Source organism: Stenotrophomonas maltophilia (genome assembly GCF_047782825.1).
In the GTDB taxonomy this organism is placed as follows: domain Bacteria; phylum Pseudomonadota; class Gammaproteobacteria; order Xanthomonadales; family Xanthomonadaceae; genus Stenotrophomonas.
Map to the genome: position 1 here is coordinate 3144669 of NZ_CP180589.1, position 19072 is coordinate 3163740.

Genomic DNA, 19072 nt, shown 5'->3' on the forward strand with positions numbered 1-19072 from the left:
GGCTTTACCCGTCAGAGCTGCTGTGCCTTGCCGCTGGCCATCGCCTGGGCGATGACCTGCTTCACGTGCTGCGTGGCCTGCTCCTGCAGGCGCGCCTGACGCTCACCCAGGGCGGCCTGCTGGCTGCCCAGTGCGGCCTGGCGGCTGCCCAGCGTGGCCTGCTGAGCGGCCAGGCGGCTCATTTCGCGGCTGCGCTCGGACTGCGCCTCGCTGCGGGCTTCTTCCGAGGCGCTGCGCGCGGCGGCGGCGGCCTGGCGTGCAATGGCAGCTTCATCGACCGCACCGCGCGTGGCCTGCGCCGCTTCGGCCGCAGCCTGGCGGTTGATATCGCCGGTCGCCGCCACCGCACGGCGCGCACTTTCGGCGGCCTGCAGTGCAATGCGGCGTGCCATGTCGCCCTGCAGGCGACCCAGCTCACCCAACTGCCGCCCCAGCGCGCTCTGTTCGCGGCCCAAGGCACTCTGCCTGCGGCCCAGTTCGCTCTGCTGGCGGCTCAGTTCCACCGCACCGCTGTAGGTGCGCTGCAGGCTCTGGATCAGCATCGGGTCACGCACCACATAGCGCTTGTCGCCTTCGCGGAACCACAGCGCCGGGCCCTTGCCGAGCTGCTTGCGGGCCAGCGTCACATCATCGATCCCGCCGTTGGCGAAGGTCGAATCGCCATCGACCAGCACATAGGCCCGTGCCGGGGCCTTGCCCAGATCCAGTCGGCCGTAGGTGGTGATGGACGTGGTGCCGTGGGTTTCCTCGTCGATGCCGGCGGCATCGTCGATATCACCGACATCGGCATCATCGGGACCGGTCATGTCGGCGGGCTCGGCGGGCTCGGCCGGCACGACGGGTTCAGCCGGCTCGGCCGGTTCAACCGGCACCGGCGGGACGCGTGCAGCCGGCGGCGCGGGCGGGGCCGGGGGCGCCGGCGGCGTGGCCGGAACCGCATGCGGCGGTGCAGGCGGTGCCGGGGGAACCGGTGCAGCCACCAGGCGCATCGGCGCCACGCCCACCGCCAGCACCACGGCGGTCAGGCCGAAGGCAAGGATGCGCGGGCAGGCACGGCGCGGCTGCAGGCACAGCAGGCGGCGCTTCAGGCTGGTGGTGCTGGGGGCCGCACTGGCCACGCCCAGGTGCGGCTGCGGTGCCACGCCCAGCTGCAACAGCAGGCGGCCATAGGCGTGGCGGCTGGCACCATGCTGGCCGACCACGGCCGCATCCACGGCTTCTTCGCGGGACTGCGCGTATTCGCGCACGGCCAGGCGCAGCAGCGGGTGGAAGAAGAACAGGTGCTGGGCCAGCGCGGGCAACAGGCCCCACTGCAGGTCACGGCGCTGCATGTGCTGCAGTTCATGGGTCAACGCCAGGTCCAGCGCATCGCCCTGCAGGGCATTGGCGCCGGCCGGCAGCAGCAGCACCGGGCGCAACGGGCCCACCAGCTGCGGCGCGTCCACCTGTTCGCTCATCCACAGGCGCGGCGCGCGGCGCAGGCCATGGGCATCGGCGGCCAACTGCAGGGCCTGCACCAGGGCAGCGTCCTGGCAGGGGTGCGAGGCGGCCAGCAGCGCGCGGCACTGCCGCCATTCGCCGAAGGTACGCCATGCCATCACCAGCACGCCGGACAGCCACAGCGCGGCCAGCGCGAGCGCCCACCAGGCCACCGGCGATACGCCGCTGCCGATCGACGCAGCGATGTCAGGGGTGTGGTCAATCGGCGCGGTGGCCAACAGGTTCGCCGACAGTTCCGGCGCCATCGGATGGATCACATCGGCGGCCAGATCGGTGGCGCTCATCGCCACGGCCTGCGGCGCCGGCAGCCAGGCCAGCTGCAGCGGCTGGCTCCAGAACAGGCCCAGCACCGCCTGCAGCGACACCAGCCACCACAGGCGGCAGCGGGTGCTGGCCGACAGCGACGGCAGCACGCGGCACAGGGCGTACACCAGGCCCACCAGCAGCACGGTCTGCAGGCTGGTCCAGCCCAGGCGTTCCAGCATCGGAATCAGCATCGTGGTGTCCATGGCTCAGCCCTCGTGGCGACGCGATTGAAGTTGGGCCACCAGCGCCTCCAGCTCGGCCAGCTCGTTGTCGCTGACCTCCTGGCGCTGCGACAGATAGGCCACGAACGGCGACACCGACCCCTGCAGGGTGTTGTCGACAAACTGGGCCACCGCACCCTGCAGCACGCTTTCCGGGCCACGGGTGGCCTGGTAGCGGAACACCCCGTCCTGCTGCCTGCGCTGAAGATAGCCCTTGGCGCGCAGCCGCTCCATCATCGTCAGCACCGTGGACCGGGCCAGCCCGCGGGTCTCGCCATAGCCACTGGCGACTTCGCCGACGCTGGCCGGCGCATGTTCATCGATGTACTGCAGCAGGGCCAGCTCCTGGTCCCCGATGGTCTTGCCACGCATGACACCACTCCCTTGACTACACGTGTCGTCACTGTCAGCGTGACGACAACTGTAGTCAACCCCCCGGAAGTCATGGGCCGACGAACGGTAGGCGTGGCTGGGGCGGTTAAACCTTTTCCCCATCCCGCGCATCCGACCCTCGACACCCTGCCGGGAATCCGCATGTTCCGCCCTACGTTCCGAGTCGTGCTCATGCTCATCAGCGCCCTGCCCCTCACCGCCGTTCCCCTGTCCGCCGTGTCCGCCAACCAGGACCAGGCCAACGACCAGACCCGCCGACTGATCCGCCAGACCATGCTGGAACAGCGCATCCCGGGGCTGCAGGTCGCCGTGGTCAAGGATGGCCAGATCGTGCTGTCGGAAGCCTACGGACTGGCCAATGTGGAAAACGGGGTGATCGCCACGCGCAGCACGCGGTTCCCGTTGAACTCGGCCACCAAGGCCTTCACCGGGGTGGCCGCCGCGCAGCTGGCGCAGCAGGGCCGGCTGGAACTGGACGCGCCCGTAGCGCGGTATCTGCCCGCGCTGCCGCAGGCGTGGCAGGACGTGCGCGTGCGCCAGCTGCTGGCCCATACGTCGGGGCTGCCGGACATCCTGGACGAGCATGGCCTCCTGGGTGGTGGCAGCGAAGACCAGGCCTGGCAGGCAGTGACCGCGCGGCCGATGGATGCGGCGCCGGGCCAGCGCTTCGCCTACAACCAGACCAACTACGTGCTGCTGGCACGGATCATCGCCCAGCAGTCCGGCATGCCCTACGAGCGCTACCTGACCACCGCCCAGTTCGCACCGGCACGCATGGCGCGCACCACCTTCGGCGACAGCTATGACCTGATCCCCGACGCGGCCACGATGTACAGCCTGGCCCCGCGCGCGACCGATGCCGCCGATGCACCGCAACGCCTGTCGCACTGGTTCTACGACATGCCGCCCAGCTTGTGGGCCGGCGGCGGCATCCTCACCACCGCCGATGACACCGCGCACTGGCTGGCCGCGCTGGGCGATGGCCGCCTGCTGGGTGACGCCGCGCGTGCACACATGTGGGCTGCCGAGCCGCTGGCCAATGGCTCACCCGGCCCGTGGTCTGCGGGCTGGCCGGTGCTGCAGGCGGCGCCGGACCGTCAGGTCGCCGGCATCGGTGGTGCGCGCTCGGCCTTCATCGTCTACCCCGACCGCGGCGTGGCGGTGGTGGTGCTGACCAACCTGGTGGGCGCCAACCCGCAGCGGTTCATTCCGCGCATTGCCGATCTTTATGCGCCTGCTGCGACAGGGCCCTGAACACCTGCAAGCACGCGCGTCTCGTCGGCCACCCCAGCCACATGCAGCACCACTGTGTGCGGTAGCTCCAGCGTAGGGTGCTGGGCAATGGCGCAGAACGCGAACACCTCCGCCAGGGTGTCGCGGTCATGCCAGGTGGTCATCACGAAGTCCGCGCCCTCGCCCTCCAGCGATGCCAGGTCCACCGCATCATCCCAACCGCTGCACTCGATGCCCCAGGCCATCATGTAGCGGCAACCGCTGCGCACCAGCCAGTCGCTCACCCGCGCCTGCCAGTCCGCCTCCACGGCGGCTTCGACAGCCACAATGGCGCGGTAAGGGGAGCAGGCCCGTTCGGGCGGTATCGCGCCCGGCGGCAGCCACAGGTATTCAACGGTGCCGTCCATGCCCACCCCATCCTCTGTTCGCGTGCGCCGAGGATAGCTGCCGGCCAGCGGCCGGCACTACCGCCGCGTCAGCCGCGCGGGCCGCCCATCACTGGCAGGATCGCGCCGCTGATATAGCTGGCGCAGGCCGGCGAAGCCAGGAACACATAAGCCGGCGACAGCTCTTCCGGCTGCGCGGGGCGGCCCATGTCGCTGTCCTTGCCGAACTCGGCCACGTCCTGCGCTTGCTTGTCGGCCGGGTTCAGCGGCGTCCACACCGGTCCCGGCGCCACGCAGTTGACCCGGATGCCACGCGGCAGCAGCTGGCTGGCCAGTGCCTTGGTGAAGGCATGGATGGCGCCCTTGGTGGCCGAGTAGTCGATGAGTGCCTTGCTGCCGAACAGGCCGGTTTCCGAGCCGGTGTTGATGATGCTGGCGCCCTCGCCCAAGTGCGGCAGTACCGCCCGCGCCATCTGGATGTAACCGCCGATGTTGGTCTGCAGGGTCTCCTGCAGGTGCGCGTCTTCCAGGTCTTCCAGGCGCTCGCAATGCAGCTGGAAGGCCGCGTTGTTGACCAGGATGTCGATGCCACCGAAGGCCTTGGCCACCTGCTTCACCGCCTTGTTGCAGAAGCGCGGATCGCGCACGTCACCGGCGATCACCACGCAGCGGCCACCTTCGCGTTCCACGTGCTGGCGGGTGATGTCCGCATCTTCGGCTTCATCCAGGTGCAGCACGGCGACATCGGCGCCTTCGCGGGCGAACAGCACCGCCACCGCACGGCCGATACCGGAATCACCGCCGGTGATGATCGCGCGCATGCCCTGCAGCTTGCCGCTGCCGACGTAATCCGGGGCGAGGAAGCGCGGCGCCAGTTCCAGCGCGTGTTCATGGCCGGGCTTGGCCAGGTGCTGGGCCGGCATGGTTTCCGGCTGCCGGCGTGCGCCGGCCTGGGTGGCGGTCTTCTTGATCGCCTTCTTCGTTGCGCGCGCGTCCTTGGCTTTCTCCTGGTCCTGCAGGCGCCGCTGCCGCGAGGCCACGCGTGCCGCGCGCGGATCGCTGGCGGCGGCCTTGCGGGTGGCGGTTTTCACTACGCGTGGGCGGTCGGTTTCGGCAACGGTCTTCGCGGCGGTGCTGCCTTTGCGCACCTTGGGCGAGGCCTTGCGGCGGGCGGGAGTCTTTTTGCTGGTGGCCATGCAGGTCTCCTCGGGAGGGGGATGGGGTTGCCGGCCAGCGGCCGGCACTACCGGGGGGCGGCGTGCGCCGCTCGTGCAGTCTCTCCAACCACCCTGTCGGCGGCAGTGAGCGCGCCGTGTCCATCGCGTGCACGGCATTCATTCCGCCACCACGCGTGTCGTCGCACTCTTCAGGCCACGACACGAGGAATGCCCAGATGAAACATGCAATCGCCACCGCCGCCGTCTGCTTCGCCCTCGCCGCCTGCAGCAGCAGTCCGGTTGCCCAGATCCAGCCGATCGATGGAGTGATTTCCGGCCAGTGCCATACCAACATGGTGCGCGGCGCGGTCGGCCTGGCTGCTTCGGACATGACCGTTGAGCGTGCGCGCGTGGACAGCGACAGCCTGCACGTGCAGGTCACCCGCGGCAGCCGCGAGCACAGTGGCAACACCGCCAGTGGCACGGCAGATCCGGCGGCGGGTGCGGCACAGGAGGGCGGTGATCGCCTGACGATTGAAACCGGCCGCACCAACAACATCACCGCCATTTATTGCGGTTGATCGCCGCCGAGCAGTTCGACTGCTACGAGGATCTCAGGCGCTGCGCCTGGCCAACCGCCGCGCCCGCCGCAGTACTTTCAGCGTGGCCTGCTCCCACTGCCGCGGGCCGCGCAGGCCCGCCAGCGAGGCAAGCTCGCCGCGCTCCCAACCGGCAAACACGCAGGGGTCGATATAGGCCTTGCGGCAGACCGCCGGCGTGTTGCCCAGCCGCGCGGCCACCTGGCACACCACCTCGCGCTGCGCCTTGGCCAGCGCACGCTGGCTGGCCGGTTCAGGCAGCTCGGTGGCGGCAAAGGTCTGCACCGCCGCCAGGGTGCCGCCCCAGGTACGGAAATCCTTGGCGGTGAAGTCTTCGCCCATCACCTCGCGCAGGTAGTCATTCACCGCACCGGAATCGACCGGCTGGACGACACCGTCGTCGTCGCGGTACTGGAACAGCGCCTGCCCCGGCAGCTGCTGCACGCCGCGCACCAGGGTGCCCAGCCGGCGGTCACCGACGGTCACTTCATGCAGCTGCCCGGATTTGCCACGGAAGCGCATGCGCACGCGGCCGCCGCGCAGCAGGTCCAGGTGGCGGTTGCGCAGGGTCGTCAGGCCAAAGGACTTGTTTTCCCTCGCGTAGGTTTCATTGCCCACCCGCACCAGGGTGTCGGCCAGCAGCGCGACCACCACCGCCAGCACTTTTTCGCGCGGGAAGCCGCGCGGCTTGAGATCGCGGCTGAGCCTGCGGCGCAGAGCGGGCAGCGCTTCGCCGAAGGCGATGGTGCGGTCGAACTTGCCTGAATCGCGCACGGCGGCCCAGTCGGCGTGGTAACGGTACTGCTTGCGGCCACGCGCGTCGCGGCCGGTGGCCTGCAGGTGGCCGTTGGCATGGGCGCAGATCCACACGGCGGTGTAGGCCGGCGGAATGGCCAGTGCGCGGATGCGCTGCAGGGTGGCAGCGTCGCGCACGGCATGGCCGTCGGCATCGCGGTAGGCAAATCCCTTGCCTGCACGGCGGCGGCTGATGCCGGGTTGGGTGTCGTCGACATAGCGCAGGCCTGCGGCGCGCGCGGCCTGTCGTTCGGGTGTGGGGGCGGCTGGCATGCAGCCAGTCTGGCGATGGACGTGAGGCGGCCACGTCAATAACGCAAGACAAACACGTGAGGGTGGGTTCGCGGCTATGCTCGGGGCTTCAAAGTCCCTTCCGTTTTGGAGTCACGATGTCGTTCCCGATTCGCGCCCGTTCGCTCTCCGCCCTGTTGCTGCCGGCCGTGCTGGCACTGTCCGCCTGCCAGGCGCCCGCGCTGGATGAGCAGGATTCGGCCACCGCCCATGCACAGCAGGCTGCCGAAGCCGCCAAGGCCCCGGCCGACGAAGCGGGCAAGGCCACCGAAGCACCACCGGCCGGCGCGTGCGACGCCAGCCAGGTGCAGAGCCTGGTCGGCCAGACCTACACCGACGCAGTGGGCAAGCAGGCCCAGGAAGATGCCGCCGCCAAGCAGGTGCGCGTGCTGCGCCCCAACGACATGGCCACCATGGAATTCCTGGGTGATCGCCTGAACATCGAAGTGGACGAAAAGGACCTGGTCAGCGGGGTCCGCTGCGGCTGAGGAAAACCCAGCGCCGGCAAGGGTTTGCCGGCGTTTTGGTTGCACGCGCAACCGTGTATTGCGGCGTTGCAACAACTATGCTCTAGTCGAGGCATCCGGTGGCCTCATGATGCGCTCCAGGGAATGAGCGGGCACGAGTGTCCCTGCTCATTTCATTTCGCATCGAGGTAGAGATGGCCCCCCGCAACCGCCAAGGGCTTTACGACCCGCGCTCCGAGCGCGACGCCTGTGGATTCGGCATGGTCGCGCAGCTTGATGACCAGCCCTCACGCCTGCTGGTCGACACCGCCATCGCCGCGCTTTCGCGCATGACCCACCGCGGCGGTGTCGCTGCCGATGGCCTGACCGGCGATGGCTGCGGCCTTCTGCTGCGCCGTCCCGATGCCTTCCTGAAACTGCTGGCCGCCGAGGCGGACATCACCGTGGGCGCGCGCTTCGCCGCCGGCCTGGTGTTCCTGCCGCACGATGCCGACGCCGCCCAGGCCTGCCGCACGCAGCTGCAGGCGCAGGTGGAAGCAGTGGGCTGCAAGGTGGCCGGCTGGCGCGAGGTGCCCACCGATGACAGCGTCTGCGGCCAGCTGGCCCGCGATACGCTGCCGCGCATCGAACAGGTGTTCGTCGACGCCGGTGTCGGCCAGGACGACGGCGGCTTCGCGCTCGCCCTGTTCCTGGCCCGCCGCCGCAGCGAACAGCAGCTGCGCGAACACGCCGATTACTACGTCACCACCCTCAGCCCGAATGCGATCAGCTACAAGGGCATGGTGCTGCCGGACAAGCTGAGCCGCTTCTTCCCGGACCTGCAGCGCCGCGAACTGGCCTCCAGTGCCATCGTGTTCCACCAGCGCTTCTCCACCAACACGCTGCCGCGCTGGCCGCTGGCACACCCCTTCCGCATGCTTGCCCACAACGGCGAGATCAACACCATCGAAGGCAACCGGCGCTGGGCGCAGGCGCGCAGCAAGGTATGGAAGACGCCGCGCTTCGACATCGCCGAGTTCGATCCGGTCATCTCCATGCACGGCTCGGATTCGCAGAGCCTGGACAACATGCTGGAGCTGATGGTGTCCGGTGGCATGGAGCTGATCCAGGCGCTGCGCATCCTGGTGCCGCCGGCCACCCAGTCGCTGGAGTTCAAGGATCCCGACCTGGCCGCGTTCTACGAATTCCATGGCCTGAACAGCGAGCCGTGGGACGGCCCGGCCGGCATCGTCGCCTGCGACAGCCGCTATGCGGTGTGTACGCTGGACCGCAACGGCCTGCGCCCGGCACGCTGGATGCTGACCGCCGACCGCCACTTCCTGGTCGCCTCCGAAGCGGGTGTGTGGGAAGTACCGACCGAGCGCGTGGTGCGCAAGGGCAAGCTCGGCCCGGGCGAGATGATCGCCATCGACCTCAAGCGCGGCGACCTGCTCGATTCGGAAGCCATCGACCGCATCAACCGTGGCCGCGCGCCGTACAAGCAGTGGCTGCAGCAGGGCGTGACCTACCTGCAGACCGAGCTGATCGACCCGTCGCTGGTGGAGGAACCCTTCGACGAGGGAACCCTGCGCAGCTACCACAAGCTGTACCAGCTCAGCAGCGAGGAAGTGGAGCAGGTGCTGCGGCCGCTGGCCGAGACCGAACAGGAAGCCACCGGTTCGATGGGCGATGACACGCCGATGGCGGTGCTGAGCCAGCGCAGCCGCCCGCTGTACGACTACTTCCGCCAGGCGTTCGCGCAGGTCACCAACCCGCCCATCGACCCGCTGCGCGAAGACTGCGCGATGTCCCTGTCCACCCAGCTGGGCAAGGAGACCAACATCTTCCATGCCGGCCCGGAGACGGTGAACCACGTCATCCTGAATTCGCCGGTGCTGAGCCAGCGCAAGCTGCGCCAGCTGCTGAAGATGGACCAGTACGTGCAGGCCAACCGCCTGCTGGACCTGTCCTACAGCGAGGACGAAGGCCTGCGCGCCGGCATCGAGCGCATCTGCAGCGAGGCCGAACAGGCCGCCCGCGAGGGCATGGTGATGCTGCTGCTGTCCGACCGCTACCCGGTGGCCGGGCGGCCGATGGTGCATGCCCTGCTGGCCACCAGCGCCATCCACCACCATCTCTCGCACCTGGGCCTGCGCTGCGACGTCAATCTGATCGTCGAAACCGGCACCGCACGCGATCCGCACCACATGGCCTGCCTGCTCGGCTTTGGCGCCACCGCGGTGTACCCGTACCTGGCCTACCAGACTCTGTTCGACCTGGGCCGCCGCGGCATCCTCAAGCTCAGCAAGGGCGGCGAGCAGTCGCAGATCGGCCGCCGCTACCGCAAGGGCGTCTACAAGGGCCTGTCGAAGATCATCTCGAAGATGGGCATCTGTACCGTGGCCAGCTACCGCGGTGCGCAGCTGTTCGAGATCATCGGCCTGGAACCGGAAGTGGTCGACCTGTGCTTCCCCGATACCGCCTCGCGCATCGGTGGCGCCGGCTTCGCGCGCCTGGACGCCGACGCCCGCGAACTGTGCGCGCAGGCCTGGGATGCACAGCAGGGCGTGGATGTAGGCGGCCTGCTGAAGTACGTACACGGCGGCGAGTACCACATGTACAACCCGGACGTGGTGACCACCCTGCAGCGCGCGGCGCGCAGCGGTGACCCGCGTGCCTGGCAGCAGTACTGCGATGCGGTGCACGCACGGCCGCCGTCGGCGCTGCGCGACCTGCTGGAACTGGTACCGGCCGCTGCGCCGACGCCGCTGGACGAGGTGGCCGCGGCCAGCGAACTGTTCCCGCGCTTCGATACCGCTGCCATCAGCCTGGGTGCACTCTCGCCCGAGGCGCACGAAGCGCTGGCCATCGCCATGAACCGCCTCGGCGGCCGCAGCAATTCCGGCGAAGGTGGCGAAGATCCCGCGCGCTACGGCACGCAGCGTCGCAGCAAGATCAAGCAGGTGGCCTCGGGCCGCTTCGGCGTCACCGCCGAATACCTGGTCAATGCCGAGGTGCTGCAGATCAAGGTCGCCCAGGGTGCCAAGCCCGGCGAAGGCGGCCAGCTGCCCGGCCACAAGGTCAACGAGCTGATCGCGCGGCTGCGCTACGCCAAGCCGGGCATCGGCCTGATCTCGCCGCCGCCGCACCACGACATCTATTCCATCGAAGACCTGGCCCAGCTGATCTACGACCTGAAGCAGGTGAACCCCACCGCGCTGGTGTCGGTGAAGCTGGTCAGCCACGCCGGCGTGGGCACGATTGCCGCCGGCGTGGTCAAGGCCGGTGCGGACCTGATCACCATTTCCGGCCATGACGGCGGCACCGGCGCATCGCCGGTCAGCTCGATCCGCTATGCCGGCGTGCCGTGGGAACTGGGCGTGGCCGAAGCGCACCAGGCACTGCTGGCCAACGACCTGCGCGGGCGCACCCTGCTGCAGACCGATGGCGGCCTGAAGACCGGCCTGGACGTGGTCAAGGCGGCGCTGCTGGGTGCGGACAGCTTCGGCTTCGGCACCGCGCCGATGATCGTGCTGGGCTGCAAGTACCTGCGCATCTGCCACCTCAACAACTGCGCCACCGGCGTGGCTACCCAGGACGAGCGCCTGCGCGAGAACCACTTCACCGGCCAGCCCGAGCGCGTGGAGACCTTCTTCCGCTTGCTGGCCGAGGAAGTGCGTGGCTGGCTGTCCTACCTGGGCGCGCGTTCGCTGGAAGAAATCGTGGGCCGCACCGACCTGCTGCGGCAGATCGAAGCGGCACCGCGCGAGGGCGTGCGCGTGGACCTGTCGCGCCTGCTGGCCGACAGCCGCTACGAGGGCAGCCACTGTGCGGCGCAGCGCCTGTACGAATCGCCGGACAGCCTGGCCACGCAGATGGATGGCCTGCTGGCCCCGGCCATCGAACACAGGCAGGGTGGCGAGCACCGCTTCCTGATCCACAACACCGACCGCAGCATCGGCACCCGCCTGGCAGGCGCGGTGGCGCGCGCGCACGGCAACCAGGGCATGGCCGAAGCACCGCTGGAACTGCGCTTCCGCGGCAGTGCCGGGCAGAGCTTTGGTGCGTTCAACGTCGGTGGCCTGCACCTGGAGGTGGAAGGCGAAGCCAACGACTACGTCGGCAAGGGCATGGCCGGCGGCCGCCTGGTGGTGCGCCCGCCGCGTGGCGCGCGCTTCGAGGCCCGCAGCACGGCCATCATCGGCAACACCTGCCTGTACGGTGCCACCGGTGGCGAGCTGTTTGCCGCCGGCCGCGCGGGCGAACGCTTCGCGGTGCGCAACTCCGGCGCGCTGGCGGTGGTGGAAGGCGCCGGCGATCACTGCTGCGAGTACATGACTGATGGCGTGGTGCTGGTGCTGGGCAAGGTCGGCCTGAACTTCGGCGCCGGCTTCACCGGTGGCCTGGCCTACGTGCTGGACGTCGACCGCGATTTCGTCGACCGCTACAACCACGAGCTGATCGACATCCACCGCGTATCGGCCGAGGGCTTCGAGAACTACCGCCAGCATCTGCACCGCCTGATCGGCCGCCACCGCGAGCTGACCGGCAGCATCTGGGCGCAGCAGATCATGGACGAGTTCCGCGATTACATCGGCAAGTTCTGGCTGGTCAAACCCAAGGCCGCCAGCATCGAGTCGCTGACCGAAACCCTGCGACGCGCCGCGTAACGGTAGTGCCGGCCGCTGGCCGGCAACCCAGGAACACGTAGTGCCGGCCGCTGGCCGGCAACCGCAGAAAACCACAGAGCCCGCCATGAGCCGCAAGCAAGCATTCCAGTTTCTCGATCTGCCCCGGACCATGCCCCAGCGCATCCCGGTCGAACTGCGCACCTCCGGCGACTGGGGTGAGCTGTACGGCAAGTTCGGCAAGGAAGACGCCCAGTATCAGGCCGGTCGCTGCCTGGATTGCGGCAACCCGTACTGCAGCTGGAAGTGCCCGGTGCACAACGCCATTCCGCAGTGGCTGCAGCTGGTACAGGAAAACCGCATCCACGAAGCGGCCACGCTGTGCCACAGCACCAACCCGCTGCCGGAAGTCTGCGGCCGCGTGTGCCCGCAGGACCGCCTGTGCGAAGGCAGCTGCACGCTGGAAGAGTTCGGCGCGGTGACCATCGGTGCGGTGGAGAAGTACATCGTCGATACCGCGCTGGCCAGCGGCTGGCGCCCGGATCTGGCTGCGGTGCAGCCCACCGGCCAGAGCGTGGCGGTGATCGGCGCCGGCCCGGCCGGCCTGGCCTGTGCCGACCGCCTGGCCCGCGCTGGCATCACCGCCGTGGTCTACGACCGCTACGAGCAGATCGGCGGCCTGCTGCAGTTCGGCATTCCCAGCTTCAAGCTGGACAAGGATGTGATCCACCGCCGCCGCGAAGTGCTGGAGGGCATGGGCGTGCAGTTCCGCCTGGGCGTGGAGATCGGCCGCGATGTCAGCGTGCAGCAGCTGCTGGACAGCCACGATGCGGTGTTCGTCGGCACCGGTGCCTACCGCTACACCGATGGCGGCCTGGACGGCCAGGATCTGAAGGGCGTGCTGCCGGCGTTGCCGTTCCTGGTGCAGAACAGCCGCATTGTGGGCGGTGATGATCCGAAGGGCCGGCCGATTGCCGGCTGGGAAGACACCATCGCCCTGCCCGACCTCAACGGCAAGCGCGTGGTCGTGCTCGGCGGCGGCGACACCGGTATGGACTGCGTGCGCAGCGCGGTGCGCCTGGGCGCGGCCAAGGTCACCTGTGCCTACCGCCGCGACGAGGCCAACATGCCCGGCAGCGCGCGCGAAGTGGCCAATGCGCGCGAGGAAGGCGTGCGTTTCCTGTTCAACCGCCAGCCGCTGTCGATCGAGGCCGGTGCCGATGATGAAGTGATCGGCGTGACCGTGGTCGAGACCCGCTTGGGCGAGCCCGATGCCAATGGCCGCCAGAACGCGGTGCCGATCGAAGGCAGCGAATCGCTGCTGGAAGCCGACGTGGTGATCATCGCCTTCGGCTTCTCGCCAACCGTGCCGGCCTGGCTGGCCGAACATGGCGTGGAAGGGCAGTCCAATGGCCGCATCGTGGCCGGCGGCAAGGACCGCCTGCCGTTCCAGACCGCGCACCCCCGCCTGTTCGCCGGTGGCGACGCCGTGCGCGGTGCCGACCTGGTGGTGACCGCCGTGGCCGAAGGCCGCGACGCCGCCGCCAGCATCGTGCGCCTGCTGGCGCACTGAGGCCTAGCGCGACGACGCCAGCAGCGCGGCGATCGTCTCGCGCAGGACGTCGCGTTCGACCGGCTTGGCCAGGAAGCGGTCGATGCCGGCCGCACGGCAGGCTTCGCGGGTGCTGTCCAGCGCGCTGGCGGTCAGGGCGATGATCGGCACCCGTGCCGCGTCCGCGCGCGGATCGGCGCGGATCGCGCGTGCCAGTGCTGGCCCATCCATGCCCGGCATCTGGCAATCGGTGATCACCAGAGCGAAGCGCTGCTGCTGCCAGGCCTGCAACGCCTGGGCGCCGTCATCGGCCGCATGCACCTGCAGGCCAAGGTCGCGCAGGCGGCCCACCAGCAGTTCGCGGTTGGTGGGGTGGTCTTCGGCCACCAGCACGTGCACTGGCGGCAAGGATGCGCTGGCCGCCACCGGCCGTGGCGGCGCTGCGGGCGGCGCTTCGCAGGCCGGCAGGAACAGGTCCAGGCAGACGGTGGTGCCCTTGCCCAGGGTGCTGTGCAGCTGCAGTTCCCCGCCCAGGGTGATGGCCAGATCGCGGCAGATCGCCAGGCCCAGGCCACTGCCACCGAAACGGCGGCTGGTGGACGCTTCGGCCTGGGTATAGGGCGCGAACACCGCACGCTGCCGGGCCTGGCTGATGCCGACGCCGGTGTCGACCACCTGCAGCCGCAGCTGCTGCCCGCCGGGCGGCTGGCCCATCACCTGCAGGCGCAGTTCCACGCCGCCGTGCAGGGTGAACTTGAGCGCGTTGCCCACCAGGTTGAACAGGATCTGCCGCAGCCGCAGGCCATCCACCCGCGTACCCGCCTGCAGCGCCGGATCGATCACGCAGCGCAGGTACAGGCCCTTGCTCGAGGCCATCGGCGCCAGCAGGCGCTGTACGCCACCCAGCAGCGCGGCCAGATCGGTGGGCACCGGCGACGAGGCGGCCGCACCCGGTTGCAGCAGCTGGCTGTCCAGCACTTCGTCCAGGATGGTCCGCAGCACGGTGGAAGCGTCTTCGATGGTGACCAGCAGCTGCCGCTGCCGCGGCTCCAGCGCAGTGCCGCCCAAGCGTTCCAGCATGCCCAGCAGGGTGCTCATCGGGGTGCGGATCTCGTGGCTCATCGTGGCCAGGAAATGAGCCTTGGCGGCGGCCGCCTGTTCGGCCTCGCGGCGCGCATCGTTCAGCGCATCGGCGCGCATCTGCGATTCGGTCACATCGATCCAGTAGCCGGTCCATTCCATGCCGCTGTCACGGCAGGCGATCGGGCGCCCCTGCGAACGCAGCCAACGCCAACCCTCGCGGGCGCGGGCGCGGAAGGTCACATCGATCGGGCCGCGCACCAGCGCGGCCGCATCGACCTGGGCCAGCACCGGTGCGCGGTCATCCGGATGCACGGCGGCCAACAGACGGCTGTGGTCGATGCGGGCGGTATCCACGCTGACCCCGAACAGGGCATTCACGTCGCCATCGATCTGCAGCACGCTGTATTTGCCGCTGCTGCTGCGCCGGGTGCGATAGACCACCGCCGGCAGGCTGGCGGTGACGTCCTGCAGGCGCTGCATTGCCGTGCGCCGGCGCTCGCCTTCGCGATGCAGCCGCCAGTAGCCCAGCGCGTACACCAGCCCCAGGCTGAGCAGGGCCAGCAGGGCGGCCACCAGCCAGCGCAGCCATGGCCGCGGCGCGGCATCGGCCGCCACGGCAACGGGCGGCGCCCGCCCGTCTGGTGCCGGCGTTCCCGGCAGCGCGCGCGAGGCCAGGTGCTGGTTGAAGGCCTGCAACCACGGCCGGCAGGCCGGTACGGTGGCCAGTACCAGGGCATCGCTGAAGCCAGCCGGTGCGGCGACCTGCAGTTGCCCGGCGTAGGCCTGGCGCAGCAGGTGGTCGGCTTCGGCCAGGTTGGCCACCACCGCGTCGATCTGCGCCGATGCCAGCAGGTGCAGCGCCTGGTCCAGCGGCGTGGGCGGCAGCAGCACCGCACCTGGCGCCTGCTCCTGCAGCAGCTCGGCCAGCGGCGACGGATCGGGGCTGGCTACGCTCTGCCCGCGCAGCCCGCCCAGGTCGATCAAAGGCGGGGCATCGCGGCGGCGCACGATCACCTGCGGCACCTGCAGGTAGGGATCGCTGGCCAGCCAGCGCGGCGGCAGCTGCCGTTGTGACCAGCCCAGCACCGCCTGCGTGCCGGCGGGCAGGCGGCCATCGGCCAGGACATCCGCAGTGACCGGGCGGATCTGCAGCGCAGGCTGCAGATCCTGCAGCGCTTCCAACAGGTCCACTACCCGGCCCCGTGGGTGGCCCTGCGCACTGGATGACAGCGGTGGGCGATCAGCCGGAAAGACCAGCTGCAGCGGGCTGTCGCAGGCGCCAGCCTGTGCGGGCAGCGCTGGCAGCAGTGCCAGCAGCAGGCCGGCATGCACGCTGCGGCGGCACGTAGTATCGGAACGACCGGCGACACTCACGATGGACTCCTCCGGTCGAGGCGCTCCCGCGGAGCGCGCAGCCGCACCCTGCGGCCACCTGACACGCTAGCGACGCGTCCGGCCGCGACAATGAGGAAATTTGCAAAACGCGTCTGCCGTGCCGATAGCGACATACACTGCCGCTTCTACCCGTTCAGCGGAGCATGTGATGCGCATCGGCCTGGCCGCCAACCGTCTCCACCACCACGATGCGCGCGCCGCATTGTTCCGTTGGCTGCGCGCCAGCGAACCCGGCCTGCGCGAGCTGGGGGTGTCCCTGCACGCAGTGGGGCGTACCCACGATGCGATCGAGCGGCACGGTTTCCTGGCTGGCTACGCGGGCCTGCAGCGCTATCCCTACGGCCGCCAGGGCGGCCTGATGAAGCTGGTAGCCGAAGTGGTCGGCATGGGCCCGGAGCGCACGCTTGATGGCGCGATCTACCTGATCGATCCGGTCGATCCGTCGTCGGTGTTTCCCGAGGCGACCGCGCTGAAGCGGCAGTGCGTGATCCACGGCAAGCCGTTCATTTCAACGGTGGCCACCGCACGCGACTGGATCGAGGTCGAGCGTGTGCATGCCGGGCTGGCCGCCGATGCCGGTGCCAACGACCTGCATGCCTTCGAAGGGCAGACGCTGGCGCTGATCGCGCACGATGCAATGAAGCCGGCCATGCTGGCCTTCGCCGATGAACACTTCGACGTGTTGGCCCGCTTCGGTGAACGCGTGGCCACCGGTACCACCGGCCAGCGCTTGAACGAGCTGGCCTGGAGCCGTGGCTGGCCCAGCGATACCGCGTGGGTGACGCGCTACCAGAGCGGCCCGATGGGGGGTGATGCGCAGATTGCCGACCGGGTGCTGGAGGGGCGTTGCCAGCGCGCGATCTTCTTCGAGGATCCGCATGTGGCGCGCCAGCATGAGGCGGATATCCAGCTGCTGGAGCGGGCGGTGACGACGGTGACCGACCAGGCGGTGTGCATTACGGCACCGCGGGTGGCCGCGCGGTGGGCGGCGGCGGCGACGTTGCGGGCGGGGTGGGTTTCGGCCAACGGCTGAGCCCCTCGTGGTGGGTCGGGTCGGCGGGCTGCTGGGCTTGGCCGGGCGGGGTGGGCTGCGCAGGACACGCCGTAAACCCTTCCATGGGGGCTCGTAGGCGCCATCCATGGCGCCTGCGGTCCTGCGCAACCCACCCCGCCCGGCCACGGACAGTTTCCGGTGTGCCCACCACGGAAGAAAGAAGGAAGAGCAAGAGCGGGTCGCGTGCTGCGCACGCTTATGTAGAGCCGAGCCCATGCTCGGCTGCATTCAACGGCAGCCGAGCGTGGGCTCGGCTCTACCGTTACAGAAGCTGGCGCAGCATCGCCTTCAGGCGCCGGCCTTCCAGCTGGAAGTAATCGCGCTGCTCGCGCCAGGCGGGGAAGCGTTGTTCCACTTCGTGCCAGAACGCGGGTGAATGGTTGGGCTGGATCAGGTGGCAGAGTTCGTGCACCAGCACGTACTCGAAGGCGTCCGGGCGGCCCAGCACCAAGGCCAGGTCCAGCGCCATGCTGCCGTCGGGGGCCAGTGAGCCCCATTGCGAGGACATCACCTTCAGGCGCAGGCGGCTGGGCGCGCGCGGCAGGCTGGGCAGGTACTTCGGCAGCCAGCGGCCGACGTCGGCGCGGGTCTGGGCTTCGTAGAATTCGCGCAGCAGGCGGCGCAGCGTCGCGTCGCCGGCACGGGTCGGCCACTGCACGCAGGCGCCCTGGTCGTCGATCTCCAGGCGCGCATAGCGGCCTTCCTGCCAACGCACCGGCAACAGTTCACCGCGCAGGGGCAGCATGCCGGCTTCGCCCGGCTGCAGCGGTGCGGGCAGGCCGTCGTCCTGGTAGTGGCGCAACTGCAGGGCCAGCCAGTCGCGGTGCTGTTCCAGGAAACGTTCGCCCATCACCAGGCTGGCGCGCGGCGGCAAGGTCAGCCGCGCGCCGCGCTCGTCCACGCTCAGCTTGATCCGCCGCGCGCGCGGATCGCGCACGCGCAGCACCTCGATCTCGGCATCGTCCAGGCGCAGGCGAACGGTGTCGCGCTGCACGGTGGCGGGCGGGGTCGGGCTGATCAGGCGGCGCAGCAGACGGCTCATGTGCCCAGCATAGCGCCGCTGGGCGACGCCGGATGACCGGCGGCCCGCGCGGTGCCTGTTCAGTCAGCCTTGCTGAGCTTGAACGCTTCTTCCAGCAACAGGAACAGGCGGCGGATCTCGGCGCTCTGCAGGGCGAAGCGGGCGTCGAACTCGGCGCGGCGGCCGTCTTCGTCGGCATGCTCCAGCTGGTCCAGGGCGCCGTCAAGGAACTTCAGCTTGCGCACGATCAGGTCGTCGCCGATGACGAAGGACAGGTTGTCCTCGAAGATCAGCGCCAGCTTGGTCACCTGCTTGCCGGCATCCAGATGCTTGTCGATCTCGTCGCAGCGCAGTTCCTGGTGCTGGCACTTGACCACCGCGCCGCCTTCCACCGGGTCCTTCATCTCGCACTCTTCGCCCAGGCTCAACCCGGTCGGCAGCGGCTCGCCGGCAATCCAGCCGGTCAGGATCGAGCGCGGCGCGACTTCGGCGTTCAGCGGCATGGCCGGGAAGCTGCCCAGCAGGCCACGGATGTCGGACATGAAGTACTCGCCGGTCTTGCGGCTGGACGTGTCCACCGCGACGTAGCCGTGCTGCAGGTCGATGAAGGCGTCGTTGCGCGAGGACTTCACGAAGGCGCGCGGCAGCAGTTCATGCAGCAGGTCGTCCTTCATGCGCTTGCGCTCGCGGCCACCGGGGCGGCGACCTTCCTTCTCCTCGATCTCCTCCAGCTTGCGCTCGAGCAGGTCGTTGACCACCGCCGCCGGCAGGATCTTGTCCTCGCCGCCCACGGTCAGCCACAGGTGTTCGGCGATGCGGTGCGACAGCAGCTCCTTTTCCTCGCGGCCAAAGGGCGAGATGAAACCGCGCGAATTCATTTCCAGCGCACCCACCGGCTTGAGCATGGCGTGCGGCAGCAGGGTGTCCACTTCGGAGAAATCGGTGGTGGTCGGGAAACGGAAGAACGTCAGGTTGCGAAAGAACATGGAATTCCGGATGGCGAAGAGGAAAG

14 protein-coding genes are annotated in these 19072 nt (G+C 69.4%); 6 read left to right on the plus strand and 8 right to left on the minus strand.

The features are described from left to right. Positions 1-11: 11 nt before the first annotated feature. Both ACM2ZB_RS14710 and ACM2ZB_RS14715 read right to left on the minus strand, forming a co-directional pair. Positions 12-2009 carry a M56 family metallopeptidase gene (locus ACM2ZB_RS14710; RefSeq protein ID WP_416055995.1) on the minus strand — a complete coding sequence of 666 codons (1998 nt, stop codon included), beginning with the start codon at positions 2007-2009 and terminating at the stop codon, positions 12-14. A 3-nt stretch (positions 2010-2012) separates the two neighbouring features. Then, positions 2013-2399: a BlaI/MecI/CopY family transcriptional regulator gene (locus ACM2ZB_RS14715; RefSeq protein ID WP_416055996.1), complete on the minus strand. Its 387-nt coding sequence runs from the start codon at positions 2397-2399 to the stop codon at positions 2013-2015. 192 nt (positions 2400-2591) lie between these two features. Here ACM2ZB_RS14715 and ACM2ZB_RS14720 point away from each other — a divergent pair, with 192 nt between their 5' ends. Further along, positions 2592-3674 carry a serine hydrolase domain-containing protein gene (locus ACM2ZB_RS14720; RefSeq protein ID WP_416055997.1) on the plus strand — a complete coding sequence of 361 codons (1083 nt, stop codon included), beginning with the start codon at positions 2592-2594 and terminating at the stop codon, positions 3672-3674. Here ACM2ZB_RS14720 and ACM2ZB_RS14725 read toward each other — a convergent pair. Next, the gene (locus ACM2ZB_RS14725) at positions 3647-4060 is read right to left on the minus strand and encodes a hypothetical protein (RefSeq protein WP_416055998.1); all 414 of its coding nucleotides are present in this window, start codon (positions 4058-4060) and stop codon (positions 3647-3649) included. The genes ACM2ZB_RS14720 and ACM2ZB_RS14725 overlap by 28 nt on opposite strands. Positions 4061-4128: 68 nt before the next feature. After that, positions 4129-5235, minus strand: coding sequence for an SDR family oxidoreductase (locus ACM2ZB_RS14730; RefSeq protein ID WP_416055999.1), 1107 nt, complete (start codon positions 5233-5235; stop codon positions 4129-4131). Positions 5236-5432: 197 nt separating this feature from the next. Between ACM2ZB_RS14730 and ACM2ZB_RS14735 the strand changes: the two genes are divergently transcribed. Next, on the plus strand, positions 5433-5777 hold the full coding sequence (locus ACM2ZB_RS14735; protein ID WP_200751017.1) for a hypothetical protein: 345 nt from the start codon (positions 5433-5435) through the stop codon (positions 5775-5777). Between the two features lie 33 nt (positions 5778-5810). On the opposite strand, the gene ACM2ZB_RS14740 is transcribed toward ACM2ZB_RS14735, so the two are convergent. Then, complete coding sequence (locus tag ACM2ZB_RS14740; RefSeq protein WP_416056000.1) at positions 5811-6863, minus strand: DNA topoisomerase IB; 1053 nt, start codon at positions 6861-6863, stop codon at positions 5811-5813. Positions 6864-6979: 116 nt separating this feature from the next. Here ACM2ZB_RS14740 and ACM2ZB_RS14745 point away from each other — a divergent pair, with 116 nt between their 5' ends. The 3 genes from ACM2ZB_RS14745 to ACM2ZB_RS14755 all read left to right on the plus strand — a co-directional run bounded on the left by ACM2ZB_RS14745 (position 6980) and on the right by ACM2ZB_RS14755 (position 13528). Next, positions 6980-7369: an I78 family peptidase inhibitor gene (locus ACM2ZB_RS14745; RefSeq protein ID WP_313443088.1), complete on the plus strand. Its 390-nt coding sequence runs from the start codon at positions 6980-6982 to the stop codon at positions 7367-7369. Between the two features lie 173 nt (positions 7370-7542). Further along, positions 7543-11997 (plus strand): glutamate synthase large subunit, encoded by a 4455-nt coding sequence (gene gltB / locus ACM2ZB_RS14750; protein WP_416056001.1) that lies wholly within the window; start codon positions 7543-7545, stop codon positions 11995-11997. 85 nt (positions 11998-12082) lie between these two features. Beyond that, positions 12083-13528, plus strand: a complete 1446-nt coding sequence (locus tag ACM2ZB_RS14755; protein WP_313443085.1) for an FAD-dependent oxidoreductase — start codon at positions 12083-12085, stop codon at positions 13526-13528. Positions 13529-13531: 3 nt separating this feature from the next. On the opposite strand, the gene ACM2ZB_RS14760 is transcribed toward ACM2ZB_RS14755, so the two are convergent. Then, on the minus strand, positions 13532-15922 hold the full coding sequence (locus tag ACM2ZB_RS14760; protein ID WP_416056002.1) for a response regulator: 2391 nt from the start codon (positions 15920-15922) through the stop codon (positions 13532-13534). A 211-nt stretch (positions 15923-16133) separates the two neighbouring features. On the opposite strand from ACM2ZB_RS14760, the gene ACM2ZB_RS14765 reads away from it, so the two are divergent. Further along, the gene (locus ACM2ZB_RS14765; RefSeq protein ID WP_416056003.1) at positions 16134-17018 is read left to right on the plus strand and encodes a methylglyoxal synthase; all 885 of its coding nucleotides are present in this window, start codon (positions 16134-16136) and stop codon (positions 17016-17018) included. A 283-nt stretch (positions 17019-17301) separates the two neighbouring features. On the opposite strand, the gene ACM2ZB_RS14770 is transcribed toward ACM2ZB_RS14765, so the two are convergent. Both ACM2ZB_RS14770 and ACM2ZB_RS14775 read right to left on the minus strand, forming a co-directional pair. Further along, positions 17302-18081: a M48 family metallopeptidase gene (locus tag ACM2ZB_RS14770; RefSeq protein WP_416056004.1), complete on the minus strand. Its 780-nt coding sequence runs from the start codon at positions 18079-18081 to the stop codon at positions 17302-17304. A 59-nt stretch (positions 18082-18140) separates the two neighbouring features. Next, complete coding sequence (locus ACM2ZB_RS14775) at positions 18141-19046, minus strand: recombination-associated protein RdgC (RefSeq protein ID WP_416056005.1); 906 nt, start codon at positions 19044-19046, stop codon at positions 18141-18143. Positions 19047-19072 lie beyond the last annotated feature (26 nt).